The sequence below is a fragment of the Micromonospora alfalfae genome, from assembly GCF_022230925.1.
Taxonomy (GTDB): domain Bacteria; phylum Actinomycetota; class Actinomycetes; order Mycobacteriales; family Micromonosporaceae; genus Micromonospora; species Micromonospora alfalfae.
This window is the reverse complement of the sequence record NZ_JAKKFH010000001.1, coordinates 29984-56598: the sequence shown is the minus strand read 5'-3', so window position 1 is coordinate 56598 and position 26615 is coordinate 29984. Positions and strand designations below refer to the sequence as shown.

At 71.1% G+C, this 26615-nt stretch carries 24 protein-coding genes; 14 read left to right on the top strand and 10 right to left on the bottom strand.

From position 1 onward, the window contains the following. Positions 1-14 precede the first annotated feature (14 nt). On the bottom strand, positions 15-1247 hold the full coding sequence (locus tag MED01_RS00240) for a serine hydrolase domain-containing protein (protein ID WP_238666498.1): 1233 nt from the start codon (positions 1245-1247) through the stop codon (positions 15-17). A gap of 96 nt (positions 1248-1343) precedes the next feature. Between MED01_RS00240 and MED01_RS00235 the strand changes: the two genes are divergently transcribed. The 3 genes from MED01_RS00235 to MED01_RS00225 all read left to right on the top strand — a co-directional run bounded on the left by MED01_RS00235 (position 1344) and on the right by MED01_RS00225 (position 3514). After that, entirely contained in the window at positions 1344-1937 is a 594-nt protein-coding gene (locus tag MED01_RS00235) for a pentapeptide repeat-containing protein (RefSeq protein WP_238666497.1), read from the top strand. Positions 1938-2231: 294 nt separating this feature from the next. After that, complete coding sequence (locus MED01_RS00230; RefSeq protein WP_238666496.1) at positions 2232-3068, top strand: hypothetical protein; 837 nt, start codon at positions 2232-2234, stop codon at positions 3066-3068. Positions 3069-3184: 116 nt separating this feature from the next. Continuing rightward, positions 3185-3514 (top strand): hypothetical protein, encoded by a 330-nt coding sequence (locus MED01_RS00225; protein ID WP_030331319.1) that lies wholly within the window; start codon positions 3185-3187, stop codon positions 3512-3514. Between the two features lie 45 nt (positions 3515-3559). Here the strand turns inward: MED01_RS00225 and dacB are convergent, their stop codons facing one another. Both dacB and MED01_RS00215 read right to left on the bottom strand, forming a co-directional pair. Next, on the bottom strand, positions 3560-5143 hold the full coding sequence (gene dacB / locus MED01_RS00220) for a D-alanyl-D-alanine carboxypeptidase/D-alanyl-D-alanine endopeptidase (protein WP_238666495.1): 1584 nt from the start codon (positions 5141-5143) through the stop codon (positions 3560-3562). A gap of 66 nt (positions 5144-5209) precedes the next feature. Beyond that, positions 5210-5926, bottom strand: a complete 717-nt coding sequence (locus tag MED01_RS00215; protein ID WP_091393624.1) for an MIP/aquaporin family protein — start codon at positions 5924-5926, stop codon at positions 5210-5212. Positions 5927-5984: 58 nt separating this feature from the next. Between MED01_RS00215 and MED01_RS00210 the strand changes: the two genes are divergently transcribed. Both MED01_RS00210 and MED01_RS00205 read left to right on the top strand, forming a co-directional pair. Continuing rightward, positions 5985-7109 carry an NAD(P)-binding domain-containing protein gene (locus tag MED01_RS00210; RefSeq protein WP_238666494.1) on the top strand — a complete coding sequence of 375 codons (1125 nt, stop codon included), beginning with the start codon at positions 5985-5987 and terminating at the stop codon, positions 7107-7109. A 192-nt stretch (positions 7110-7301) separates the two neighbouring features. Then, on the top strand, positions 7302-7583 hold the full coding sequence (locus tag MED01_RS00205; RefSeq protein ID WP_238666493.1) for an adhesin: 282 nt from the start codon (positions 7302-7304) through the stop codon (positions 7581-7583). A gap of 9 nt (positions 7584-7592) precedes the next feature. Here the strand turns inward: MED01_RS00205 and MED01_RS00200 are convergent, their stop codons facing one another. Then, positions 7593-8663, bottom strand: a complete 1071-nt coding sequence (locus tag MED01_RS00200) for a beta family protein (protein WP_238666492.1) — start codon at positions 8661-8663, stop codon at positions 7593-7595. Between the two features lie 91 nt (positions 8664-8754). On the opposite strand from MED01_RS00200, the gene MED01_RS00195 reads away from it, so the two are divergent. From MED01_RS00195 to MED01_RS00180, 4 genes are all read left to right on the top strand, one after another. Beyond that, a complete protein-coding gene (locus MED01_RS00195; RefSeq protein ID WP_238666491.1) occupies positions 8755-9633 on the top strand; it encodes a sulfotransferase domain-containing protein in 879 nt (292 codons plus the stop codon). A gap of 242 nt (positions 9634-9875) precedes the next feature. After that, entirely contained in the window at positions 9876-10268 is a 393-nt protein-coding gene (locus tag MED01_RS00190; protein WP_091397116.1) for a cupin domain-containing protein, read from the top strand. Positions 10269-10311: 43 nt separating this feature from the next. After that, the gene (locus MED01_RS00185; protein WP_238666490.1) at positions 10312-12111 is read left to right on the top strand and encodes a glycoside hydrolase family 15 protein; all 1800 of its coding nucleotides are present in this window, start codon (positions 10312-10314) and stop codon (positions 12109-12111) included. A 257-nt stretch (positions 12112-12368) separates the two neighbouring features. Beyond that, the gene (locus MED01_RS00180; protein ID WP_238666489.1) at positions 12369-13718 is read left to right on the top strand and encodes a pectate lyase; all 1350 of its coding nucleotides are present in this window, start codon (positions 12369-12371) and stop codon (positions 13716-13718) included. A gap of 51 nt (positions 13719-13769) precedes the next feature. On the opposite strand, the gene MED01_RS00175 is transcribed toward MED01_RS00180, so the two are convergent. Together MED01_RS00175 and MED01_RS00170 are read right to left on the bottom strand one after the other, a co-directional pair. Continuing rightward, positions 13770-14960, bottom strand: a complete 1191-nt coding sequence (locus tag MED01_RS00175; protein WP_238666488.1) for a threonine synthase — start codon at positions 14958-14960, stop codon at positions 13770-13772. A gap of 14 nt (positions 14961-14974) precedes the next feature. Next, on the bottom strand, positions 14975-16018 hold the full coding sequence (locus MED01_RS00170; protein ID WP_238666487.1) for a DNA polymerase ligase N-terminal domain-containing protein: 1044 nt from the start codon (positions 16016-16018) through the stop codon (positions 14975-14977). Between the two features lie 94 nt (positions 16019-16112). On the opposite strand from MED01_RS00170, the gene MED01_RS00165 reads away from it, so the two are divergent. The 3 genes from MED01_RS00165 to MED01_RS00155 all read left to right on the top strand — a co-directional run bounded on the left by MED01_RS00165 (position 16113) and on the right by MED01_RS00155 (position 18144). Further along, on the top strand, positions 16113-16901 hold the full coding sequence (locus MED01_RS00165) for an aldo/keto reductase (RefSeq protein ID WP_238666486.1): 789 nt from the start codon (positions 16113-16115) through the stop codon (positions 16899-16901). Between the two features lie 125 nt (positions 16902-17026). Continuing rightward, entirely contained in the window at positions 17027-17179 is a 153-nt protein-coding gene (locus MED01_RS00160; RefSeq protein WP_238666485.1) for a hypothetical protein, read from the top strand. Then, positions 17179-18144: a golvesin C-terminal-like domain-containing protein gene (locus MED01_RS00155; protein WP_238666484.1), complete on the top strand. Its 966-nt coding sequence runs from the start codon at positions 17179-17181 to the stop codon at positions 18142-18144. The genes MED01_RS00160 and MED01_RS00155 overlap by 1 nt, the downstream gene beginning before the upstream one ends. A gap of 141 nt (positions 18145-18285) precedes the next feature. On the opposite strand, the gene MED01_RS00150 is transcribed toward MED01_RS00155, so the two are convergent. After that, entirely contained in the window at positions 18286-19407 is a 1122-nt protein-coding gene (locus tag MED01_RS00150; RefSeq protein WP_238666483.1) for a glycoside hydrolase family 12 protein, read from the bottom strand. A 299-nt stretch (positions 19408-19706) separates the two neighbouring features. On the opposite strand from MED01_RS00150, the gene MED01_RS00145 reads away from it, so the two are divergent. Continuing rightward, on the top strand, positions 19707-20813 hold the full coding sequence (locus MED01_RS00145; protein WP_238666482.1) for an FAD-dependent monooxygenase: 1107 nt from the start codon (positions 19707-19709) through the stop codon (positions 20811-20813). A 130-nt stretch (positions 20814-20943) separates the two neighbouring features. Further along, positions 20944-22704 (top strand): aa3-type cytochrome oxidase subunit I, encoded by a 1761-nt coding sequence (ctaD, locus tag MED01_RS00140; RefSeq protein WP_238666481.1) that lies wholly within the window; start codon positions 20944-20946, stop codon positions 22702-22704. 700 nt (positions 22705-23404) lie between these two features. On the opposite strand, the gene MED01_RS00135 is transcribed toward ctaD, so the two are convergent. From MED01_RS00135 to MED01_RS00125, 3 genes are read right to left on the bottom strand one after another with little or no spacing between them, the layout of a single operon-like run. Further along, entirely contained in the window at positions 23405-24652 is a 1248-nt protein-coding gene (locus MED01_RS00135) for an MFS transporter (RefSeq protein ID WP_238666480.1), read from the bottom strand. Between the two features lie 40 nt (positions 24653-24692). Then, positions 24693-25274: an isochorismatase family protein gene (locus MED01_RS00130; RefSeq protein WP_238666479.1), complete on the bottom strand. Its 582-nt coding sequence runs from the start codon at positions 25272-25274 to the stop codon at positions 24693-24695. A gap of 49 nt (positions 25275-25323) precedes the next feature. After that, entirely contained in the window at positions 25324-26610 is a 1287-nt protein-coding gene (locus MED01_RS00125; RefSeq protein ID WP_238666478.1) for a nicotinate phosphoribosyltransferase, read from the bottom strand. Positions 26611-26615: the final 5 nt, after the last annotated feature.

Here is a 26615-nt window from a genome sequence, read left to right as displayed (position 1 = left end):
GGGCCCCACACCGCTCAGTCGGTCAGCGCGGCGTAGACCAGTTGGCGCAGCTGGGAGCGGAGCGGGTAGGTGCTGGACGGCATCAGCTGGGTGAACAGCAGCGCGGTGATCTCCTCGGCCGGGTCGACCCAGAACGCCGTGCTGGCCACCCCACCCCAGTAGTACTCGCCGACGCTGCTGGGCACCCGGCTGGGGATCGGGTCGTCGACCACCGCGAAGCCGAGGCCGAAGCCGATCCCGTCCAGGGTGGTCTCGGCGAAGCCACCGGTGGACAGGGTGCCCAGGTCCTGGCCGCCGGGCAGGTGGTTGCGGGTCATGAACCGCACCGTGCGCGGCCCCAGGAGCCGGACGCCGTCCAGCTCCCCGCCGCGCAGCAGCAACTGCGTGAACCGGTGGTAGTCGGCGGCGCTGGAGATCAGGCCACCACCGCCGGAGAGCAGCGCCGGCTTGCTGAACGCGAGCGACCCCAGGCTGTCGTAGCGGACGGCCCTGCCGCTGCGCGGATCCGGTACGTAGAGCGCGGCCAGCCGATCGGCCTCGTCGCCCTCCACCCACCAGCGGGTGTCGGTCATGCCCAGCGGGCCGAAGATCCGGTCGGCGAAGAACGCGTCGAGGCTCTGCCCGGAGACCACCTCGACGAGTCGGCCCAGCACGTCGGTGGCGACGGAGTAGCCCCACGCCGAGCCGGGCTGAAACAGCAGCGGCAGCTCGCCGAACGCCGCGCAGGCGCCGGCCAGGTCGACGTCCGCCGGCGGGTACAGGTCGTAACCGGCGGCCCGGTAGAGCCCGTCGACCACCGAAGTCTGCATGAAGCCGTACGTCAGGCCGGCCGTGTGGGTGAGCAGGTGCCAGACCCGGATCGGTTCGACCGCCGGGACTGTGTACGGCTTGAGCGCCGACCCCTTGGAATAGACCCGCAGGTCGGCGAACTCGGGCAGCCAGCGGCTGATCTCGTCGGTCAGCTCGAACCGGCCCTCCTCCCACAGCATCATCGCCGCGACCGAGGTGACCGGCTTTGTCATCGAGTAGATCCGCCACAGGGTGTCGGCCTCGACCGGCGCGCCCGACTCACGGTCGCGCAGCCCGTACGTCGAGGAGTGCGCCACCTCGCCGCGACGGGTGACCACCACCTGCCAGCCGGCCAGCCGGCCGTCGTCGACGTACCGGCCGAAGTGCTCGTCGATCCGCGACAGCCGCGCCCTGTCGAAACCGATCTGATCCGGGTCCTTGCTCCGAGCCACACTCACGCCGCCGAACGTACTCGCCGGTACACCGACGCCGGAAGGGGGCCGGCCCCGGCCTGCCGGCCGTCGGCTGTCGGCGGCGCCCACTAGCCTGGCCGGATGCCGGAGTTGACCGAGGACGTGACCTTCCGCAACGAGGACTGGTACGGCGAGGAGTTGACCGACCGGCACTTCGTGGGTTGTGAGTTCTTCGGTGTGGATCTGACCGAGGCGGTGAGCAGGGGCTCGGTCTTCACCGGGTGCACGTTCGGCAACGTGGCGTTCAACGCCTCCCGCCATGTCGACTCCGCCTTCACCCGTTGCGTGTTTCGGCGGTGCAACTTCTTCGAGGCCGAGTTCACCGGCTGCAAGCTGGTCGGCAGCACCTTCAGCGAGTGCGATCTGCGTCCGTTGACGGTGGACGGCGGTGACTGGTCCTTCGTCGCGTTGCCCGGCGCCGACCTGCGTGGCGTCCGGCTGACCGGGGTGCGCATGCGCGAGGTGGACCTCACCAGGGCCAATCTCACCGGTGCTACGGTCACCGGTGTCGATCTTTCCGGGGCGCAGCTGACCAATGTCCGGCTCGGCGGTGCCGACCTGCGGGGCAGCGACCTCACCGCGCTGGACCCGACGGTCGTCGAACGGGCCGGTGCCGTGATCGACGTCGAGCAGGCAGTGGTCGTCGCACAACTGCTCGGCTTCCGGATCGGCTGACCCGAAAGGGGCTCCTGGTCTGCCCAAGTGCCCGTCCGGGCGGCCGGGATGTCCGACAGCGTCCCATTGTGGGCTGGACACATCCGGCAGTCCGGATCTAGCGTGTCGTCCACGCCCGGGTAAACGTGAAACTGCCCACAGTGAATGGTGTGGTCCTCGGCGGTCCAAAACGGCCGGGCGGCGGAGTTGGAGGGGTCGGTGGCGGACGAAGACCGCACGCGGGCTGGTTCGAGGGCTGGCAACGCGCCGCCGAGGCACCGTCCGCGTGCCATTACCGCTGGGAAGATCCGCAGTGTGTTGCGCCGTGCCCGACAGCGGCGGCGCTGGGCGGTGGAGGGAGCCGCCGTACTCGCCTGCCTGGTGGTGTTGATCTCGTACCTCGCCGCCCGGTCCGGTCCGGCGCCCGACGACGAGCAGGCCGGTCCGGGCGGCGTGCCCGCCCGTTCCCCCGGTTTCCCGGCCGCCGACGTGCGCACCGGCGAGGCGGGGCCGGCGACGCCCGGCCTGCGTCCGCGCCAGCGCCCACCCTCGCCGGACCCGACGCCGTCGGCCAGCGCGCCCGCCCCGCCACCGCCGAAGCCCGGTTCGCCGGCGTTGACGGTGAGCCGGGGCGAGATGCCCGCCATCGTCGACCTCACTGCCGTGGGCGCCCGGGACTGGGTGCACTGGGGAGAGCGTGGCGGCAGGTCGACGAACCGCAAGCGGTCGGGCTCCGGTGAGATCATCGACGGGGGCGGTCCAGGCCGGCGGGTCGGTTGGGACGGCAACCAGGAGTACGTGCGCTGGGCCGACGGCACGCCGGAACGGTCGACGAACGGCAGCTCCAACGGCGTCTACGCCTGCGGCGCCGGGAACGGGTTCAACCTTGCCGTCGCCGGCAGTGGTGAGCCGCGCACGGTCCAGCTCTACGGTGGCATCTGGATGGCGCGGGGGCGACTGGACGCGCGGCTGTCCACCGGCGGGCCCGCCAGCACCGCCCGACTGGAAGACCCGTACACCAGTCAGAGCGCCCAGTTCACCATCCGCTTCACAGCGCCGAAGGGTGCCCGGCTGCTGCTGAACTGGACCGTCGAGAAGGTCTTCACGTCGCACTGCGGGAACGTCGGCCTCCAGGCCGTGACGGTGCGTTGACTGACTGACTGATCGCTGCGCGTCGGACGGCGGGACAATTTGTCCGTCGCGGACTGTCGAATGGGTCGTAACTTTCTGCTGTCCCCATCCGACCATCCAGTGTGGAGGCAGCGGAGATGAGTAGCAGCACCGCCCACCGCGTCCGTCGTGCCGCTTCGTCCGGCACCGGTGAAGCGTCCGGGGAGGTTCTTCGCGACATCCCCCTGCCGCCGTACGTGACGGGCGAGGACACCCAGTTCGCCGTACGGGCGGTGGTGGTGCACGCCCCCCGCCGGTGGTCCGGGGGTGTGGTCTGCCGCAACGATGCCAGCCCGCACCCGTGCCGCCTGCACCGCTGGGGCACCCGGGTGCTGGCGCTGCGCGGGCTGCGGGCCGCTGAGATCGCCGCGCTCATCGAACGCGGTGACCCGACGGCGGTGGTCCCCCCACCGGACCGTCCGGCCTGAGCGCTCGCCGGGCCGGGAGGCGCGAACGCGCCTCCCGGCCGTCGCTCAGCAGGTGATCGGTTTCACCCAGGAGCACTCGACGCCCTCCGGGGTGCGCGGCGTCTCCGGCACCGTCGGCCGGGCCACCCGTGCCGTCGACGCACCACCCTCACGGAAACCGGCCAGCGCCACGGCGATCTGGTCCTCGAGCGACTTCACCGACGCCGTGAGGTAGTTGTTCAGCAGGATGGAGAACGCCAACAGTCGACCATCGGCGCTGGTGACATAGCCGGAGAGCCCGGAGACACCGGTCAGGCTGCCGGTCTTGGCGTGCACGTTGCCCGCTGCCGGCGTACCGGCCATCCGGCTGCGCAGGGTGCCGCCGACGAACCGCTCGGGCTGACCGGCGATCGGCAGTGCCGCGTACCAGGTCGCGAACCACGGTTCGGCGCGGACGGCGCTCAACAGGTCGACGAATTCCGCCGCCGGGATCAGGTTGCGCCTTGACAACCCTGAGCCGTCACGCTGGCGCAGTCTCCCGGTGTCCATTCCGGTGTCGGCGACATACTCGCTGATCGCTGTGAGACCGGCCGTCCAGGTGCCCGAACCGGAGAGCACCCGGCCGATCTCCTTCGTCAACACCTCGGCGTGCCCGTTGTTGGACAGCTTCAAGAATGGCGTCATCAACTCGCCCAGACTCATCGAGTCGTGACGCGCCACCGGCTGGGCCGTCTGCGGGGTGGGCTGGCCGAGCACCGTCCGGCCGAGCACCCGGACGCCGTGTCGGTGCAGCGCCGCCCGGAACACGTCCGCCGCGTAGCCGGTGGGTTCCCAGACGGTGACCCAGTCACTGGCGGGCTCGTCGCCGACGGCGATCTGACCGGTCACCACGACGGTGTTGCCGCCGTGCTCGCGCTCGATCGAGATCGAGGTCTCGCCGTCGCTGACCGTCTGGGCGCGGTTGTCGACGCGGACGTACCCGGTGGCGGGGGTGGTGGTGACCACCGGCGGGGCGCCGGCCCGGTCGGCCGGTGCGGCGTGCACGATCACGGTGCCCGCGTCGTAGTCGGTGTCCGGGGCCACTGTCAGCGCGGAGACCTGGGCGGCGTAGTAGTAGGGCTCGTCGTCCCAGGTCCAGTCGGGGCCGAGCCGGGTGCGGTCGTAGCGGGTGTCGTCGGCGACCAGGTTCCCGGTGACCACCCGCACGCCGTCGGCGGCGACCTGCGCGGCGAGCGCGTCGTAGTCGGCGGCGAGCATTGTCGGATCGCCTCCGCCGTGCAGGTAGAGGTTGCCGGAGAGCAGGCCCGCACGGCGCTTGCCGCTGGCCCGGACGTCGGTGCTGAAGCGGTGGCCCGGGCCGAGCAGCTCAAGGGCGGCCGTCGAGGTCAGCAGCTTGGTGTTGGACGCGGGAACCAGCCGGCGGTCCCCGTTGCGGTCGTAGAGCGTCTGTCCCGTGCTGGTGTCGACCACGACCACCGACGCCTGCGCGCCGGCCAGCCGGGTGTCGGCGAGGATCGTGTCGATGGTGGCACGCAGGTGGGTCGTCGCGGGGGTGGGCGACTCGGCCGTGGCGCCGGGCGCGGCGGCGGTGGCCGCGGTCGCGACCAGCGCGAGCAGCGCGAGCGCCCGGGGAAAGTGACGACGATGCATCCGCTGATGCTGTCACGGAGATATTCGCCGGAGAAGGGCCTCAGGCGAAAGATATTGCCGTCTGGGCTACTTCGGCCCGCCGACCGTCTTCTCGTGCCCACCCCAGTAGTGCCGCTGCGCCCCCATCACCAGTGGCGCGACCAGCGCGGCGAGCGCCCCACCGAGCAGCGGGAAGACGATGAACACCCAGAGCTGCCGTAGCGCCACACCGCCCTCGAAGACCGCCGGACCGAACGCGCGGGCCGGATTGACCGCCGCGCCGGTCAGCGTCACGCCCACCAGTTGGGTCACGGCCAGGGCCAACCCGATGGCCAGCCCGGCGGTGCCCGGATTCTCGCTCCGACTCGTCACCACCAGCACTACCAGCACGAAGAGGAAGGTCAGCACGACCTCCAGCACCGCCGCGCCGCCCCGGTTGATGTGCGCGCCGTAACCGTTGGTGCCCAGGGCCCCGGTCTGGTCCGCCACGTCACCCCAGCGGGTGAGCGCCCAGAGCACGAAGCCCGCGACCGTCGCGCCGACGAACTGCGCGATCCAGTACGCCACCGCCCCGAGCACCGAGATCTTGCCGGAGAGCAGCACACCGAGGGTCACCGCTGGGTTGACGTGGCTCCCGGAGAGTGGGCCGATCGTGTAGACGAGGGCCACCATCACGAACCCGAAGGCCAGTGCCACCACGACCACACCGCCCTGGACCCGTGCGGCGACCGCGCTGCCCACCCCGAAGAACACCAGCAACAGGGTGCCGAGGAACTCGCCCGCATACCGACGGAAGTCGCTCATCAACTCAGCGTAGGCGCAGGTCAGGTGGTCGAAGCCGGAATAGCTGTCTGTGATCGGCGTGACGGTCGAGGACGGGCACAGCGGCGACATCCAGCGCGTTGTAGCCCACGTGGCCACCCACTCCGCGGACGTCGTGGTGATCGGTGCCGGGCAGGCCGGCCTGAGCGCCGGCTATCACCTGCACCGCACCGGCTTCGCGCCCGACAGCGGCTTCGTCATCCTCGACGCCGACAACGGGCCCGGCGGCGCCTGGCAGCACCGCTGGCCGACGCTGGTCTTCGACCGCGTGCACGGCTTCCATGACCTGCCCGGGCTGCCGCTCCCGCCCACCGAGCCACAACGCCCGGCTTCCGAGCAGGTCAGCGCCTACTTCGCCGCGTACGAGAGAGCCTTCGACCTGCCGGTGCGGCGGCCGGTGCGGGTCCGAGGGGTGCACTCCCGCCCGGACGGACGACTCGACGTGCGCACCGACCGGGGCACCTGGACCGCCCGGGCCCTGATCAACGCCACCGGCACCTGGACGCGACCGTTCTGGCCGCACTACCCGGGCCGGTCGACGTTCCGCGGACGCCAGTTGCACACCGCCGACTACCGAGGGCCGGCCGAGTTCGCCGGCCTGCGCGTGGTGGTGGTCGGTGGCGGCACCTCGGCCGTGCAACTGCTCGGCGAGGTCTCCACCGTCGCGGCGGCCACCACCTGGGTGACCCGCCGGCCGCCGACGTTCAACGAGGAGGAGTTCGGCCCGGAACTGGGTCGGGCCGCCGTGGCCCGGGTGGAGCAGGCGGTCCGCTCCGGCCGGCCGCCGGGCAGCGTGGTGGGCGTGACCGGGCTTCCGGTCACCCCGGAGGTACGCCACCTGCGCGAGCGCGGCGTCCTCGACCGGCTACCCATGTTCGACCGGATCACGCCCGACGGGGTGGCCTGGACGGACGGGAGGTTCGTGCCGGCGGACGTGATCCTCTGGTGCACCGGCTTCCGGGCGGCCATCGACCATCTCGCCCCGCTGGGGCTGCGCGCGCCGGGTGGCGGTATCACGATGGACGGCACCCGAGTGGTCGCCGACGCTCGGATTCACCTGGTCGGGTACGGCCCCTCGGCCAGCACGATCGGGGCCAACCGGGCCGGCCGCGCGGCGGTCAACGAGATTCGCGCCTGGCTGGCGCCGGCCGCCGCTCTCCACTGACCTGGCTCTATTTGACGGATGGCCGGCCAGCGGGCACGGTGGGAGTGACGGGGCCGTCAGCTGCCCCGATTCGGTGCGACGGCGATGATCGTTCGCCCCTCTGTCGCCTCCCACGTGTGCTCGTAGGCGGGCCGAGTGTCCGGTCCGCGCGGTATCCGACAGCGAGCCGACAATCCACGAGGAGTTCCACAAATGCTCACCATGACCGATAACGCCGTGCTCGTCATCCGTGACCTCGCCAACCAACAGGACGTCGCCCAGGACGGCGGTGTGCGTATCGCCGCCGACACCGATGCGGGATCGCTCACCGTCGAGCTGGTGCCCGAGCCGGTGCAGGGCGATCGGGTGGTCGACAACCAGGGCGCGCGGATCTTCCTGGACGAGGACGCCGCCGAGCTGCTCGGCGACGCGTCGGTGGACGCCACTGTCGACGACGAGGGCATCATCCAGTTCGGCTTCACCGAGAAGCAGTAGATCCGGCTTTCAGCGTGGCGATCGTCCCCGCTGCGGTGGCGGCCCCTGCCCAGGGTGCCACCGTGGTGCGCCGTCGCCTGCTGGATGCAACAGCGTGCCGAGCACGTGGGCCAGGTGGTGCGAGGTGCTCCACGCCGCCCAGTTGGCGGTCGAGCCGGCCCCGGCGCCACGGCGGGCCCGGCGCAGCAGCTCATGGTCACCCCAGGAGAAGGCCGCACCGGTGATCGGCCAGTGCGGTGCCGACACCAGCGTGCGGCACAGGTCGGCGAACCTGTCGTCGCCCCGGCCGCCGCGTCGCGCCCAGCGGTAGACCCACCAGCTGCCGTCGTCGGTGTAGCGCACCGTCGGCAACCGGTCGCCACTGTCACCGGCGCCCGGCCCAGCCGGGTGGACACCGTAGTCGCCGTAGTCGACCCCGGTGTCGGCCAGTCGCCGCCACAGTTGCCAGTCCCAGCGGTCCAGTTGGACCGGCTCGTCGGTGGGCAACCGGGACAGCGTCGGAGGCATACCGCCCGCCGCCACAGTCACCGACCGCCAGGCGTGTCGGCGTGCCCAGTCCAGCAGGTGGCGTACCCGGGGCTCGGCGGTCCGCACGTCGGCCGGGCAGCAGACGTCCCCCGCGTCCACCAGCAGGTCGCACTCCTCCGGGGCGAGGCCGGTGAACCGCCAGATCCGTTCCACGGCGGTGGTGCTCGCGTCCGGCCCGGCCCGGTCCTGGCCGGCCCGCAGTCGGATGAGCGCGCGCCGGCCGTACGCCCGCGCCGCCGCGCCGTGCGCGACCAGCCGGTGGTCGCTCTCGGAGAGCCCGATCACCGGCACCACCGGCACGCCCCAACGGGTCAGCTCCGCCTCGGGGATGTCGGGCAGTGCGCTGACGTCGATGGCGGGCAGCAGCCCGGACGGCAGCCGGCGAATGGCGTCCATCGTGGACCGACCGATCGCGCCGATCTCCAGGACCGGGGCGACCAGTGCGGCATGGGCGGGATCGAGGTGGCTCAGGGCTTCAAGCTCGCCCCGTCGGTTGGCGAGGATGGGGCGGTAGACCGGTGCCGCCGCCCGGCCCCCGTGGGCGGGCACCATAATTCAATCTAGCCAGGCATACGCCCGTGCCCCAGGAATGTAAGCCGGAATTCGGCTGCCCGACTGTCGGTTCGGCGACTACCATCCACCGATGCCCACGTCGATTCACCGTTACCAGTCCGACGAAGAGGACAGCGCACGGTGGACCGGTTTCCCGTTCCGCGACGGCGACATCGTGATCAGCACCCGGTCCAAGAGCGGCACCACCTGGATGCAGATGATCTGTGCGCTGCTGGTGCTTCGTAGCGCGGAGTTGCCGACGCCGCTGACAGTGCTGTCGCCGTGGCTCGACTGGTTGGGTGAGCCGCAGGCTACTGTGTACGACCGGCTGGCCGCCCAGCCACACCGGCGGTTCATCAAGACGCACACCCCGCTGGACGGGGTGCCGTCGGACCCTCGGGCGCACTACGTGGTGGTGGCCCGGCACCCGCTGGACATGGCGGTCTCCCTCTACCACCAGAGCGCCAACCTGGACCGGGCACGCATCGCCGAGCTGACCGGCCAACCCGCCCCGACCGGGCCACCCAGAGAGCGGCCACCGGTGCGGGAGTGGTTGCTGAGCTGGGTCAACCGGGAGGTGGACCCCTGCGCCGAGCTGGATTCGCTGCCCGGGGTGCTGATGCACCTCAGTGACGCGTGGGTCCGCCGACACGAGCCGAACGTCGAGCTGGTGCACTACGACGACCTGCTGGCCGATCTGGGCGGCGAGATGCGCCGGCTGGCCGACACGTGGAAACTTCCGAGTCCGGGGCCGGAGTTGGTCGAGGCGGCCACCTTCGGTCGGATGCGGGAGCGCGCCGACAGGCTCGCACCGGACACGCTCGGCGTGCTGCGTGACCGGCAGGCGTTCTTTCGCCGGGGAGGCTCGGGCCAGGGGCGTGACCTGCTGGACGAGGCCGGCCTCGCCCGCTACCGGCAACGGGTCGCCGCGCTGGCCCCACCCGATCTGGTCAGCTGGCTGCACCGCTAGGCCCTCCGGCGGACAAGAGCGCGCGGCGCCGCTCCGTGATCGGAACGTCGCCGCGCTCTGGCCGTCTCCCACCACCGCAGCCGTTCGGCGGTACGTCGGCGGGGACCTGGCTCGACCGGCCGTTCGCGCCGGTCCGCTCCTCGATCCCCGGTCCGTGTGGATCCAAACCCTCCCAGCGTGGGGAATTCCACCATTTGTGAGTCCCGGCGTGGGGTGCCGCCGGACGGGGTATGAGCGTGGACATGGAGCATTTCACTATCGCGACCGTCGCCGAGAAGAGCCCGGATTTCCGGCGGGTGCTGTGGACCGGTGAGCACACCCAGCTGGTCATCATGACCATCCCCGCCGATGGGGAGATCGGCGAGGAGGTGCACGAGGACATCGACCAGATCCTCACCTTCGTGAGCGGTGTCGGCGAGGCGCGGGTCGCCGGCGCGAAGCGGAAGGTCGTCGCGGGCGACCTGGTGGTGGTGCCGGCGGGCACCAAGCACAACTTCGTCAACACCGGTCCCAACCCGCTGGTGCTGTACACGGTCTACGGGCCGCCGGAGCACGCCGACAAGGCAGTGCACAAGACCAAGGAAGAGGCCGACGCGGCCGAGGCGGCGGGCGAGGACGAGCCACCGACCGAGTGATCGCCTCCGGCCTGATCCGGGCCGATGCGGGTACCCCCGGCGGGTGGAGCAGCAGCAGCCGATCTCCGACTACGGGTTCCTCTCGGACTCTCGTTCGGGTGCCCTGGTCGGCAAGGACGGCTCGATCGACTGGTGGTGCCCGCACCGGTTCGACGGGTCGTCAGTGTTCGCGCGGTTGCTCGACCCGGGAGCTGGCCACTTCCGGCTGGCGCCGGTAGGGGTCGGCGGCCCGGGTCACCGGGTGGAGCGCGCGTACCTGCCGGACTCGTTGGTGCTGCGGACGGTGCACCACACCCCACACGGCAGCGTGGCGGTCACCGACGCGCTGGCCGCCGAGGTCGGCGCCCGCGCGCACGAGCTGGGCAAGAATTCACCCGCCGTGCTGATCCGAGTGGTCGAAGGGCTCTCCGGGCGGGTACGGATGGCGTTGGACTTCGCGCCCCGCCCGGAGTACGGCCTGCTCACGCCGTACCTGCACGAGCAGCCCGACGGTGGGGTGCTGGCCGGTGCCGGCCCGGTGGTGCTGATGTTGCGCGCCGGGGGTCTGCACCTGCGGGCGGGCAGGGACCGGGTGACCCACGAGTTCGAGGTCTCCGCCGGTCAGGTGATCGGGATGGACCTCGCGTTCGGCGAGGCGTACGGCGACCCGCCGGCAAAGGTGGACCCGTTGACCACCCTCGCCGAGACGACGCAGGCGTGGCAGGCGTTCCGGGAGACGCACGGATACTCCGGCCGTTACCCCGAACTCGTCACTCACAGCTCCACGGTGCTGACCGGCCTCACGTACGCCCGCAGTGGCGCGGTCGCCGCGGCGCTGACCTCCTCACTGCCGGAGCAGATCGGCGGCGACCGGAACTACGACTACCGCTACTCCTGGCTGCGGGACTTCTCGTTGACGATGCGGGCGCTGTGGGTGGCGGCCTGCCCCGACGAGACGTCCCGGCTGTTCGCCTGGGCGACCCGCTCGATCGGCCGCTTCGGCGACGAGCCGGTGCCGGTGCTGTTCGGGCTGGAGGGCGAGCGCGACCTCTCCGAGCACCACTGCAACCACCTGCGTGGCTACCGCGACAGTCGGCCCGTGCGGGTCGGTAACGACGCCTGGCGGCAGCGGCAGCTCGACGTGCCGGGTGAGGTGATGTCGGCGGTGTGGCGGCTGCGCGACTACCTCGGCGCGACGTTCGAGGACGAGTTGCGGGAGATGGTGCTCGGGCTGACCGAGCAGGTGGCCGCGACGTGGCGTCTGCCGGACCGGGGCATCTGGGAGACCCGCGACGAGGAGCGCCACTACGTTTCGTCGAAGGTGGCCTGCTGGCTCGCCATGGACCGGGCGGTGGGGCTCGCCGACCGGCTCGGTGACCGGGCCGACCCGCATCGCTGGGCCACTGTCCGCGACGAGATCCGCGACGCAGTGCTGCGCGAGGGGTGGAACGAGCGGATCGGGGCCTTCACCGGCGCGTTCGGCTCGGCGGAGTTGGACGCCTCGGTGCTCGCCCTGCCGGTCACCCACTTTCTGCCGGCCACCGACCCGCGGATGCGCTCGACGATCGAGATGGTCGAGCGCGAGCTGGGCACCGAGGACGGGCTGCTGCGGCGCTGGACGACCGACCCGGCCGGCTTTCTGCTGTGCTCGTTCTGGCTGGTGGAGTGCCTGGTGATGACCGGCGAACAGCAGCGCGCCGAGGCGCTCTTCGAGCGGGTCGTCGGGCACGCCAACGACGTGGGCCTGTTCAGCGAGCAGATCGACCTGTCCACCGGGATGCAGCTCGGCAACATGCCGCAGGCGCTCTCGCACATCGGGCTGATCAACGCGGCCTGGCGGATCACCCGGCCGGACAGCTACTGATCGGTGGGCGTGCCGCCCCGGTCGGAATCCTGCAACAGACCTGCAAGCGCCAGGCATTGACGCTGGTGCTTGGGCGGTCCTAGCCTCGAAGGAGCTGGAAAGCCCTTTCCCCAGGGCTTCGATCCCGCTTCACCCCGCTTCGGATCCGGGCGTCCGGCGGGGGCGCACACCGATCCCGTTCAGCGCAGCACTCCGTGCCGACACGTCTCGCCACGGCCGCCGAGGGATCACCACCACATGCGTCAAGGAGGACACCTGTGCAGAAAAGACGCTTCACCGGCCGCCGACCACTACTACTGGCCGTGGGCGCCGGGGTGACAGCGGCGGCCCTCGCCGCCGGCATGACCTCGGCCTTCGCGGCCACCGTCTTCAGCGACGACTTCACCGACGGCGACACCTCCGGCTGGTCCAAGTCCGGCGGCACCTGGGCCGTCGACGGCTCGGGCGTGCTCAACCAGTCCAACGCCGGCAGCGAGCTGGCCCGCCAGTTCGCCGGCCAGACCAGCTGGACCAACTACTCAGTGCAGGCCCGGGTCAGGCCGACGAACTTCGGCTCGTCCAGCGCCCTGGTCGGGCTCGCCGCCCGCTCCACCAGCAGCACCAAGATGTACCGGCTGGCCCTGCTCGGCTCCGGCCGGGCCGAGCTGCAGGCGGTCAACGGAAGCTCCGTCACGGCGATCGGTTCCGCCGCGCTGGGCATCGGCACCGGCACCTGGTACAACCTGCGCATCGAGACCAGCGGCAGCACCATCCGCGGCTTCGTCAACGGCACCCAGATCGCGTCCGGCAGCAACAGCCTCGCCGGTGCGGGCCGGATCGGCCTGGTCACCGCGTACGCCAGCGGCGGCTTCGACGACGTGCTCGTCGACTCGTCCGGCGGCGGCACCCCGACCACTCCGCCACCGACGACCACTCCGCCACCCACCACTCCGCCACCGGCTGGCTGGCCGACGCCCACCGGCAGCCAGAAGGTGGACGCCACGATCCCGGTTTCCGGCTCCTTCGACGGTGGGCTCAAGCGCTACTACGGCATCGGTGACGGCGGGCAGAGTGAGAGCCAGGACCCGATGTTCGAGCTGGCCGCCGGCGCCACCCTGCGCAACGTGATCATCGGCGCCCCGGCCGGCGACGGCGTGCACTGCGAGGGCAACTGCACCCTGATCAACGTCTGGTGGGAGGACGTCGGCGAGGACGCGGCGACCTTCCGCGGCGGCACCACGTACACCGTCGACGGCGGCGGGGCCCGTTCCGCCAGCGACAAGGTCTTCCAGCACAACGGCTCGGGCACCGTCTACATCAAGAACTTCCAGGTGGAGAACGCCGGCAAGCTCTACCGCGCCTGCGGCAACTGCTCCACGTCGTACCAGCGGCACGTGGTGATCGACAACGTCATCGTCCGGAACACCGACGCGATCGCCGGCATCAACACCAACTGGGGCGACACCGCCCGGTTCAGCCGGATCACCATCGTCGGCGACCCGGACCGCGAGACCTCGATCTGCGTGAAGTACAAGGGCGTGCCGAAGGGCAGCGAGCCGACCGAGATCGGCGAGGGCGCCGACGGCGTCAACTGCCTCTACTCGCCCTCCGACATCACCTACCAGTAGACCGGCACGACGGCGCCCCGCGGACCGCAGGGTCCGCGGGGCGCCGTCACCTCACCCCATCAGGGGTACGCCGGAGACGTCGACAGTGTCCGGATACTTCAGCCCGGCGCCGGTGTTGAGCACCACCACCCGTTCGCCGGCCCGGATCCACCCGCCCGCGCGCAGTTGCCGGGCCGCCGTGAGGCAGGCCGCCCCCTCCGGGCAGAGCAGCAGCCCCTCCCGGGCGGCGAAGTCCCGCAGATCGGCAAGGATGTCCGCGTCGTCGACGGCGACCGCGGTGCCGGAGGACTCCCGCAGCGCCGCGAGGATCAACTCGTCGCCCAGCGGGGCCGGCACCGTGATGCCGAACGCCACAGTGTGCGCGTCCGCCCACGGCTGCGCCCGATCCTCGCCGGCGGCGAAGGCCCGCACGATTGGCGCGCAACCGGTGGACTGCACCGCCACCAGCCGGGGCAGCTTGTCGCCGATCCAGCCCAGCTCACGCAGCTCGTGCAGCGCCTTGTGGATGCCGATCAGGCCGACCCCGCCGCCGGTCGGATAGATGATCACGTCCGGCGTCTGCCAGCCGAGCTGCTCGACGATCTCGTACCCCATCGTCTTCTTGCCCTCCAACCGGTAGGGCTCGCGCAGCGTGCCGGCGTCGAAGATCGCCCCGTTCGACTCCGCGATCAGCTCGGCCACCCGCCGACCGGCGTCCCCGATCAGCCCGTCGATCAGGCGCAGGTCGGCACCGGCGGCGACGCACTCGCGCCGGCAGATGCTCGGCGCCTCCAGCGGCATGACGATGGTCGCGCGCATTCCGGCCCGCGCGGCGTACGTGGCCCAGGCCGACCCGGCGTTGCCGTTCGTCGGCATCGCGATCCGCTCGACGCCCAGCTCGCGGGCCCGGCTCACCCCGACCGCCGCGCCCCGGGCCTTGAACGAACCCGTCGGGATCAGCCCCTCGTCCTTGACCATCAGGTCCGCGATGCCGATCTCGGTGCCGTACGCCGGAGCCCGCAACAGCGGCGTCCAGCCCTCACCCAGCGTGGTGACGTGCCGAGGGTCGGCGACCGGGAGAAGCTCCCGGTAGCGCCACAGGTCGGCAGGGCGCAGCGGAAAGCGTTCCGGGGTGACCACCTTCGCCACGGCCGGCAGGTCGTAGCGGGCCAGCAGCGGCGATCCGCACTCGCAGAGATTGTGTAACCGGTCGGCGGCGTACTCCCTGCCGCAGCGCGGGCAGTCCAGGTGAGTCAGGTACACGTCGCTCCTCGCCGTCACACCGCGTCGATGCTCAGCCAGAGCCGGCTGCGCCGCCCCGGCTGGTAGACCGAGTCCAGTCGTTTGGCGACCACGCCCGGCAGGCCCTGTTCCCGCCCGGCACGCAGGGCCTCGTCGCCCGCGCCCGGGAACCACGGCGGAGTCTGCCAGTGCGTACCGGACAAGACCAGCCCATCGAGCAGCTCCCGGCGTTGCGCGTACGGCACGTCGACGCTGCTCACGCCCTCCAACCACAGCAGGTCGACGATCAGGTACTGGGCGCCGGTGGGGACCCGGCTGCCGCTGGCCGGCCGAACCGGGCGGACCCGCCCGGCACCGTCGATGCGGACCAGCACACCGTCGAGCACCGCCTCGGTGGGCGCGAGCGCCTCGGCCATCGCCCGCAGCCACGGGTAGCCGCCGGTGATCTCCTCGTCGGTCTCGGAGAGCAGCCGCAGTCGCCCACCGGAGACGTACGCCATCGCCCGGACACCGTCCCAGCGCAGCTCGTACCCCCAGGCGGCGCGGTCGCGGGGGAGCCCGGCCGCGGGCGTGGTGTGCATCGGCCGGACCAGCTCCGGCATCGGCGTCCAGCCCGGCGGCGCGGGGTCGGTGCGGCGGACCATCCAGTCCCGTCCCCCAGTGGCGAAGAGGACGTAGCGGCCGGCGGTCCGCTCACCGGAGAGCGTCACGATCACCTCGTCGTCGCGCCACTTCTCGCAGCGGTAGGTGCCCCGGTCGTGAATCAGCATCCGGCCGCCGCCGTACTCACCGGCCGGGATCTCACCGGCGAAGTCGAGATACTCCATCGGGTGGTCCTCGGTGTGCACGGCGAGGTGGTTGCGACCCGGATCGCGGGGCAGGCCGCGGGGCACCGCCCAGGACGCGAGCACCCCCTCGTGCTCCAGGCGCAGGTCCCAGTGCAGGCTGCGGGCGTGGTGCTGCTGGATGACGAAGCGGGCGGCGTCGGAGCCGGCCGGCGACGGGCTCTCCGACGGCACCGGCTCGGGTGTGCGGGCCGCGTCCCGCCGTCGCCGGTACTCGTCCAGCCGGTCGGTCACACCCGCATTGTCCGGCAGACCGGACCGGTGCGCTGGACGTCGGAGTGTCCGGTTCGCTCGGCGGCCGGGGGCGCGGCGGGGTAGAACGGACCTCATGGACCTCACCGACCAGCCCACCGCCCTGCTCCCCGGTGACGTGCGGATGCCCCTGCTCGGCTTCGGCACCTGGCAGGCCACCGGCCAGGCCGGTTACGACGCCGTGCTGGCTGCGCTCGACACCGGCTACCGGCACCTCGACACCGCCACCGTGTACGGCAACGAGCGGGAGGTCGGCCGGGCGGTACGGGAGAGCGGGCTGCGTCGGGAGGACCTCTTCATCACCACCAAGCTCCCGCCGGACCGGGTGGGCCGGGAGCGCGCGACGCTGGAGGTCAGCCTGGAGGCGCTCGGCGTCGAATACGTGGACCTCTGGCTGATCCACTGGCCGCCGTCGTCGCCGGGGGACAGCATCCCGCTCTGGCGCGAGCTGCTCGCCGCCCGCGACGAGAACCTGGCCCGGGCGGTCGGGGTGAGCAACTACAGCACCGCGGAGATCGACGAGTTGATCCAGTCCACCGAGGAGAACCCGGCCGTCAACCAGATCCGGTGGAGCCCGTCGCTGTACGACCGGCAGCGGCACACCGAGCACCGGGACCGGGGCGTGGTGCTGGAGGGGTACAGCCCGTTCAAGACCAGCGACCTCAGTGACCCGGTGCTGACCAGGATCGCCGGCGCGCACGGCGTCTCTCCGGCGCAGGTGGTGCTGCGGTGGCACATCGACCACGAGATCGTGGTGATCCCGAAGTCGGTGACCCCGGAGCGGATCACCGCGAACTTCGACGTCTTCCACTTCTCGCTGACGGCGGAGGAGATGCGCGACATCGACGCGCTCGGCGAGGTCTGAATCGGCGAATTCCTTCAGCGCGGGGCCCAGCAATGAAGGGTATCGACATCGACGTACGTGACGGTATAGCGTCCCGTCATCACGTTCGTCGATCCGTTCGTACCCGCCGTCGCTGGAGGATCGCCATGGCCCGAACCCCGTCCATCCGTCTGCCCCGCCGTGGGGTGCTCGGCATCCCCGCCCTGGTGGTCGCCGCGCTGACAGTCGTCACCCGACCCGCCGCCGCGAGCGCCGCGCCGAAGGCCGAGTGCCTCGCCGACCTGCTTCAGGACGCCTGATGGCGACGATTCCCTGGCTGGTGGACGTGCTGCGCGCAGCCGGGGTCCAGGTGGTGGTCGAGGGCGACTGGCTCAACCGGATGCGGCCCGGCTCGTTCGACCCCATCGGAGTGCTCTGGCACCACACCGCCTCGACCTCCAGCGCCAGCAACCCGCACCCGGCGCTCGGCATCTGCATCAACGGCCGGTCCGACCTGCCGGGCCCGCTGTGCCAGGCGCTCGTCGACTACAACGGTGTCTTCCACGTCATCTCCGCCGGCCGGTGCAACCACGCCGGAGTCAGCGGCGGCAGCGGACCGATCCCGGCCGGGGACGGCAACACCCTGATGATCGGGTGGGAGATCGACTACAACGGCGTCAACCAGGAAATGACCGCCGCGCAGTACAACGCGTCGCTCGCCGCCACCGCCGCCGTGCTCACCCGGCTCGGCCGGGACAGCAGCTACGCCCGAGGCCACCGGGAGACCAGCACCACCGGCAAGATCGACCCATCCTTCATCGACCTGAACGTCATGCGCGCCGACGTGGCGGCGAGAATGGCCGGCGGTGGCACGGCGTGGTCCTCCACAGTCGACAACACCACCAGCGGTCGATTCACCGCCAGCGCCAACTGGGGCGTGTCGTCGTACTCCAGTCAGCGCTACGGCGCCGACTACCGCTACGCGGACCCGGTCGCCGCCAGCGACGTCGCGTGGTACCGGTTCAACGTCCCGGCCACCGCCAACTACCGGGTCGAGGCATGGTGGCCCGCGAACACGGGTTACAACAGCGCCGCCCCGTACATCGTCGCCACCGGCGCCGGAAACCAGACCGTCCGGGTCGACCAACGGGCCACCGGCGGGCAGTGGCGGGTCCTCGGCACGTTCACGCTGCCGGCGGGCGACGCCAACCGGGTCGGCGTGAGCCGGTGGAGCAACACCACCGGCCTGGTCATCGCCGACGCCGTACGCCTCACCCGGGTCTGACCACGACCACCCGCGCCTGATCGACTCGACTTCCCGAAAGTCGGGGCGTCCCGCGTGCGAGGACGCCCCGACCTCAAGGATCCCGCGTGGATTTCCTGAGTGGTGGGGGCGTGACCGGATGGTCGCGCCCCCACCGTCAGGTCAGCTGCGCGAGCAGGTTGCCCCGTTGAGCGAGAAGCTGCTCGGCGACGAGTACGACCCGCTCAGGGTGCCCTGGTAGCCGAAGCTGGCAGTGCCCCCGGGAGCGAGGGACCCGTTGTGGCCGACGTTGCGAGCGGTCACCGTCGACCCGCTCTGGCTCACAGTGGCGTTCCAGGCGTTGGTGACCTGCTGACCGCCGGGCAGGCTGTAGTTCAGCGTCCAACCGTTGATCGCGCTGGACCCGGTGTTGGTGATCTGCACGTCGGCGGTGAAGCCGTTGTTCCACGAGTTCGCCGTGTACTTCACCGCGCAGCTCGCGCCACCGCTGGGCGGCGGGGTCGTCGGGTTGGTGGGCGGCTGGCCGCCACCGTTGACGTTGGCCGAGAACGAGGTGACCGCGAGGCCGGCACCGCCCTGCCACGGCTCGAAGCCTGCCTGGATGCTGGTCAGGTACCAGGAGTTGGTGATCGCCCCCCGGTTGCGGGTGTCGTTGATGAAGTCCAGCACGCTGAAGTTCAGGCTGGAGATCGCCGACGACGCGACGTAGGAGATGACGTTGTTGGAGCCGTTGCTGCCCCGCCAGACCTCCCAGGTGCGGCCGGCCAGGTTCGTGGTGCCGACCACCGAGCCGATCGGCTGGATCGGGCCCTGCCGGTTGAGCCAGATCATGATCTCCATCTGGTTCACGCCATCCCGCTTCGGCGACGGGTCCAGCCAGATGTCGTACGACGCGTTGTAGATGGCGCCGCTGACGTAGCGGTAGGAGATGCTGCTGGTGGCGCTGCTGATCTGGCTCACCTGGATCGGCAGGTTCGTGCCGGGGGAGCAGTTGGTGTAGTGGCAACCGAAGAACACCGAGGGGTACGCGGTGGGCGCCCCGTTGGTGGGGCTGCTGCCGTTCAGGGTGGTGATCTCGAAGCCGTTGTTGGTGGCGTTGATGCACTGCTGGGCGGTGGTGCCCCAGCGGTTGTTCTGCACCACGTAGCGGCCCTGGATGACTGTCGAGCCGTACTGTTCGCAGATCTGGGTGTCGGCGGAGGCGCTGCCGCCGAGGGCTACTGCCACCAGCGAACTGGCGACCAGCAACCCGGCGGCGGCCAGGGCCCGAAGTTGACGTTTCATGACACTCCTCGACTCGGCGCGTGCCGGGCGCCGGATGTGGTGGGGCGGTGCGGGAGCGCTCCCACGCTCAACGACACATTTACATGTCTGAAACTGACGCGCAACCGTCCGGGTCGAACTGGTGAATTGTGAGGATTGCCTCGTCCCGCCGGACGGCTGGCCGCTGACGGCCAGCCAAGCGACGCAGGTCGCCGACGAGTGGCAGGGTGCGGGCCGATTGGGCCTGGTGTGCGTCGATCGCTCCGAGTAGCGTGTTGCCTCCAACGCGTGCCGCTCCCCCTCCGGAGGCGTACACCACCATGGGTGGCTCCCCCCTGCGCATCCTCGTCGTCGGCGCGGGCATCGCCGGTCTGGCCGTAGCCCGGGCGCTGCGCCTGGCGGGCTTCCGGCCCGACGTCACCGACAAGCTGCCACCGGGGGAGTCCACCGAGACCGGTCTCTACCTGCCCGGCAACGCCGCCCGCGCACTGCACCGGCTGGACCTGCACGACCCGGTCCGGCCGACCGGGCAGGTGATCCACCGGCAGCGGTTCTTCGACGCCGCGGGCGCGCAACTCTGCGAGGTCGACCTCGACGCACTCTGGGCCGGCGTCGGCGAGTGTCGGGCGCTGCCCCGGGCCGACCTGCACCGGGTGCTGCTCAGCGGCGCCGGCGGCGCCGTCCGGCACGGCGCCGAGGTCCGCACCCTGGACCTCCTTCCGGGCGCTGTCGGCGTCACCTTCACCGACGGCACCACCACGGAGTACGACCTGGTCATCGGCGCCGACGGGCCACGCTCCTCGGTCCGTGCGCTGGCCGCGCTCGGTGGTCCGCCGCGTCCGGTCGGGCAGGTGGTCTACCGGGCCGTCCTGCGCGACGGCCCGCCGGTCACCGAGTGGACCGCACTGCTCGGCCAGCGCTCCGGGTTCCTGATGGTGCCGATCGGTGCCGGGCGGCTGCACCTCTACGCCGACGAGGCCGGCACCGAGGAACCGGCCGACCCCCTCGCGCGGCTGCGGGACCTCTTCGCCGACTACCGCGGCCCGGTGCCAGAGGTGCTGGCGGCCCTCGACGAGGTGCACGTCGGGACCACCGACGAGGTGGAGTTGGGTCGCTGGTTCCGGGGGCGTGTCCTGCTGGTCGGCGACGCCGCGCACGCCACCGCGCCGACGCTGTCGCAGGGTGCGGCCATGGCGTTGGAGGACGCCGTGGTGCTGGCCGAGTCGCTGCGCGCCGCCAACAGCGTGGAGGCGGCGCTGGTGGCGTACGAAAGCCGTCGCCGTCCGCGTACCCGATGGGTGCGGGACCGGACCCGGGACCGCAACCGCACCAGGGACGTCCCGCCGGCGCTGCGCGACCCACTGCTGCGCGGACGCGGCGACCGGATCTTCGGGGAGCACTACCGGCTCCTGCTCGGCCCGCTGTAGGCCCGTAGTAGATCGTGTCACGCCACCCCACGCGGCGCTGCGACCTGCCGGGGACTATCCTCCTTGCGGATGACGGCCCGCCGATAACCAGCGTGTGCCGAGCGGGACAACCGAGAACCGGAGGCCACTCGTGACCACCGTCGCACCCAAGCCGGTCGTGACCCGGCCCTGGCCGGTCCGGGAGCCGGTCAAGGGGTCGGCCATCGCGCGGCTGCTGCGAACCACGGACGCGAAGCAAATCGGGATCATGTACATGATCACCGCGTTCGCGTTCTTCATGATCGGTGGCCTGATGGCTCTGGTCATGCGTGCTGAGCTGGCCCGACCCGGGCTGCAGTTCCTGTCGCCCGAGCAGTACAACCAGCTCTTCACGATGCACGGCACGATCATGTTGCTGTTCTTCGCGACACCGATCGTGTTCGCGTTCGCGAACTACATCGTGCCGATCCAGATCGGCGCGCCTGACGTCTCCTTCCCCCGACTGAACAGCTTCGCCTACTGGCTGTACCTGTTCGGCGGAACGATGGCGACCGCCGGATTCATCACCCCGGGTGGCGCCGCTGACTTCGGCTGGTTCGCGTACGCGCCGCTGAGCAGCGTCGAGCACTCGCCGGGCGTCGGCGCCAACATGTGGATCATGGGTCTGGCCATCTCCGGCCTGGGCACGATCCTCGGTGCCGTGAACATGATCACCACGGTGCTGACCCTGCGCGCGCCCGGCATGACCATGTTCCGGATGCCGATCTTCACGTGGAACATCCTGGTCACCAGCCTCCTGGTGATCCTGGTCTTCCCGCTGCTGGCCGCCGCGCTCTTCGCGCTCGCCGCGGACCGCATCCTCGGCGCGCACGTGTACGACCCGGCAACCGGTGGGCCGATGCTCTGGCAGCACCTGTTCTGGTTCTTCGGGCACCCCGAGGTGTACATCGTCGCGCTGCCGTTCTTCGGCATCATCAGCGAGATCATTCCGGTCTTCTCCCGCAAGCCGATCTTCGGCTACAAGGGCCTGGTGGCCGCCACCATCTCCATCGCGGCGCTGTCGATGAGCGTCTGGGCGCACCACATGTTCGCCACCGGCCAGGTGCTGCTGCCGTTCTTCAGCTTCCTGAGCTACCTGATCGCCGTGCCGACCGGTATGAAGTTCTTCAACTGGATCGGCACCATGTGGCGGGGCCAGATCAGCTTCGAGACGCCCATGCTCTGGTCGGTCGGCTTCCTGGTCACGTTCCTCTTCGGTGGTCTCACCGGTGTGCTGCTGGCCAGCCCGCCGATCGACTTCCACGTGTCGGACTCGTACTTCGTGGTGGCGCACTTCCACTACGTGCTCTTCGGCACCATCGTGTTCGCGGTCTTCGCGGGCATCTACTTCTGGTTCCCGAAGATGTTCGGCCGGATGCTCGACGAGCGCCTGGGCAAGGTGCACTTCTGGCTCACCATGATCGGCTTCCACACCACGTTCCTGGTGCAGCACTGGCTCGGCAACGAGGGCATGCCCCGTCGGTACGCCGACTACCTGCCCGGCGACGGCTTCACCACGCTGAACACGATCTCTACGATCGGCGCGTTCATCACTGGTATCTCCACGCTGCCGTTCATCTACAACTGCTGGAAGTCGTACAAGACCGGCCCGGTGGTCGAGGTGAACGACCCCTGGGGTCACGGCAACTCGCTGGAGTGGGCGACCAGCAGCCCGCCGCCGCTGCGCAACTTCGACCGGATGCCGCGGATCCGCTCCGAGCGGCCGGCGTTCGACGCGAAGTTCCCGGAGCTGGCGGCCGGTGGCCAGAGCCTGGCCGGCCCGCCGGAGGGTGGCGCCAAGCCGCTCACCAGCGAGTCGGACGGCGGAGCCAGCTACCGCGAGGACACCGCGAGCGACGTCGACCGGCACTGACGCTCACGCTCAGCAGTACGACGGGCGCCGCCCCCGGGACACCGGGAGCGGCGCCCGTCGCCATGTCCAGCCCATTGCCACTCTCGCCATCTCGCCATCTCGCCTCGTTCCGGCCGCTCCACGCGGCTTGCCAGCGGCTTGTACACGCGACGTGCCCGCCCTTGGTTGGGCGGGGGTTTGGTTCGGCCTGGTCCTGGCTGGGTGTGGCCTTGGTTGGGCGGGGTTTCGGTTCGGCCTGGTCCTGGCTGGGCGTGGCCTTGGTTGGGCGGGGTTTCGGTTCGGCCTGGTCCTGGCTGGGTGTGGCCTTGGTTGGGCGGGATTTTGGTTCGGCCTGGTCCTGGCCGGGCGTGCCCTTGGCTCGGCGCGGCTGGGCCTCGGGGCTATCTCCCTGATGAGCCTGATGTCTGTGAGTCATCACGATGACTCACAGACATCAGGCTCATCAGCATGATGCTGCCCGCGCGGACGGACCCCGCGCGGACGGACCCCGCGCGGCGGAGGGACCCCGCGACCCCGCGCAGGGGACCACCGCGCAGGCCGCTCCCCGCCGCAGGTCGGTCTCGCGTGCCGTCGCCGCGGTCGGACAGCGCAACGCGGAGACCGGCAAGGGACGCCGACCTTCAGCTTCGCTGCGTCGTAGCGGTCGTAGCGGTCGTAGCGGTCGTAGCGGTCGTAGCGGTCGTAGTGGTTGTAACGGTCGTCAGTGGGCGGCGGAGGTGAGGTCGGCCTCGGCGGGCGGCGGGGTGGCCGCGTCAGCGATGCGGCGGCGGCGCAGCTCGATCGGCAGCACCACCAGGGTGACCAGCGCGCCGAGCGCTCCGGTCACCACGAAGCCCCAGGGTGGCGCGCTGGCGTCGATCACCGCGCCGGCGAGCGGCGCGCCGATCGCGATGCCGACGGTGACCGCGGAGCCGTGCAGACCCATCGCCTCACCGCGTACCTCGGCCGGAGCCAGGCGGCTGACCGCGTCCGAGCCGGCCGCGATGGTCGGCGCGCAGAGAGCGCCAGCGGGGATCAGCGCCAGGCACAGCAGCCACCAGTGCGCACCGCCCAGCCCCACCGGAATGGTGCACAGGGCCAGCGCGGCGGTCAGCGCCAGCGGGGAGAACGAGCGGTGCACGGCGCCGTAGGCGAAACCGCCGGCCAGCGAGGCGACCGCCCAGATGGCCAGGACCGCGCCGGTCCAGCCGACCTCGCCGCTGGCCCGCAGGACGGCGACCACCGCCACGTCGGTGCCCCCGAGCACCAGGGTCGCCGCGGCGCTGAGCGCCAGGACGGCGAGCAGTCGGGGGGTCAGCCACTCCCGGCGCGGCACGCGGCGTTGTGGGCCGGTGGGCTCGGTAGCCTCCCGGATCGGTGGGTTGACCACCCACAGTGCGATCCCGGCGGCGACGATGCCGCCGCCGACCAGGTACATGGTGGTCTGCGCGGAGATCGCGGTGACCAGGGCCACCGCCAACGCCGGGCCGATCATGAAGGACAGCTCCACCGACATCGAGTCCAGCGCGTAGGCGGGGCGGCGTTGGTCCTCGGGGACCAGCGCGGCGATCGACTGACGGACCACGGAGAAGATGGGCAGGGCCAGGGAGCCGGCCACGAACGCTGCTGGCAGGAGCACGGGGTACGCCAGCGACGGCGCGGTGGACCAGAAGATCGCCTCGGCGATCGCGGTGAGCACGAGGACCGGGCGCAGTCCACGCCGGTCCACGAGTCGGCCGAGCAGCGGCCCGCCGATCGCCGCGCCCACGGTGACCGCCGCACCCACCAGCCCGGCCGCCCCGTAGCCCCGATCAAGATCGAGCACCACGTGGAAGGTCAGCGTCACCCCGGTCGCGGTGAGCGGGATGCGGGCGAGGACGGCAACCAGTAGCAGCGACCGCAGGCCGGGCAGGGCGAGCGCCCGCCGGTAAGGCTTCATGTTCACGTGGGTCCGTACCTCCGGCGACATCCTTGACCGGCGGCGGCCCCTGGGCCAACCAATTAGCAGCTCATGCGGCCCTGATCACAGGCTGGCCGTGCATGATCACCCCGGCGCCCTCCATCGCGCGTAGGGCCACGTCGGTGGTCGCCGGTGCGACGGCGGCGGTCAACTCCAGCAGCACTGTGGTGGCGAAACCCTCCCGGGCGGCGTCCAGCGCGGTAGCCCGGACGCAGTGGTCCGTGGCGATGCCGACCACGTCGACCCGGTCCACGTCGCGCCGACGCAGCCAGTCGGCCAGGCACTCGCCGTCGTCGGCATGGCCCTCGAAACCGGAGTACGCCGCCGCGTGCTCGCCCTTGTGGAAGATCGCCTCGACCCTGGCGGTGTCCAGTTCCCTGTGGAACTCCGAACCGCTGGTGCCGACCACGCAGTGCCTTGGCCAGGACTCCACGAAGTCCGGCGGATCGCCGAAGTGGGCACCCGGGTCGACGTGGTAGTCCTTGGTGGCGACCACGTGCGTCCACCGGTCCGGCTCGGCGGCGAGTAACCGGGAGATGCCGGCGGCCACCCCTGCGCCGCCGGCGACGGCCAGCGAGCCGCCCTCGCAGAAGTCGTTCTGCACGTCCACGATGATCAGCGCGTTGGCCATCGGGGGGTTTCCTCTCTCCGCACTGTCGGGGTGGCGCTCGGGGATGAACTCAACCAGCGGGTACGACGGTGACCGGCACCGCCGGGTCGCCGGCCGAGAGCTTCAGTCCCTCCCACGGGATGGAGATCAGGCACTCTCGCAGGTGCTCCCGTGACTCGTCGAGGGTGGGCAGCGGCACCGACTCACCGGCGACCACGTACGACTGCTGGAGCAGGCGGTCGTTGGGCTGCCGGTCGGGAACGCCCTGCGGAACGATGACCTCCTCGGTGGCGGTGCCGGTCGGCTTGTGCCGACGGACCGCGACCTTCCGGCCGCCGATGGTGGCCTTGTGCTCGGAGCGCTTCACCACCGGCCGGCCCTCGACCTCGACCAGTTTGTAGACCAGCCCGGCGGTCGGTGCCCCGGAGCCGGTGACCACGGCCGTGCCGGCGCCGTACATGTCCACCGGTTCGGCGGCCAGTGCGGCGATGGCGTACTCGTCCAGGTCACCGGAAACGATGATCTTGGTCTCGGTGGCGCCCAGCGAGTCGAGCAACTCCCGGGACTGCTGAGCGATCACCGCGAGGTCGCCGGAGTCGATCCGTACCGCCCGCAGGTCCGGCCCGGCCACAGCGATGGCGTTGCGGATGCCCTGGCTGATGTCGTACGTGTCGACCAGCAGCGTGGTGTCCTTGCCCAGCGTGGCGACCTGTGAGGCGAACGCCGCCCGCTCGTCGTCGTGCAGCAGGGTGAACGCGTGCGCTGCCGTGCCCGCCGTCGGAATGCCGTAGCGCGCGCCGGCGGCGAGGTTGGACGTGAACCGGAACCCGGCCAGGTACGCGGACCGCGCCGCGGCCACCGCCGCCTCCTCGTGTGCCCGGCGCGACCCCATCTCGATCAGCGTCCGGCCCCGCGCCGCTGTCACCATCCGGGCCGCCGCGGCGGCCACCGCGCAGTCGTGGTTGAGCACGGACAGCGCCACCGTCTCCAGCACCACACATTCGGCGAAGCCGCCGGAGACGGTGAGGATCGGTGAACCGGGGAAGAACAGTTCACCCTCGGCGTACCCGTCGATGTCGCCGGTGAAGCGGTAGTCGGTGAGCCACGCTGCCGCCGCCTCGTCGACCACCCCGGTCCGCAGAAGGAACTCCACCTCGCTGGGGTCGAACCGGAAGTCGCGGATCAGCTCGATCAGCCGGGCCGTCCCGGCGACCACGCCGTACCGGCGGCCGCTGGGCAGCCGGCGGCTGAACACCTCGAAGACACACCGGCGGTCGGCGGTGCCGTCCTTCAGTGCCGCGCTGACCATCGTCAGCTCGTAGTGGTCGGTCAGGAGCGCGGGGCGGTGGATGCTCACCGCCC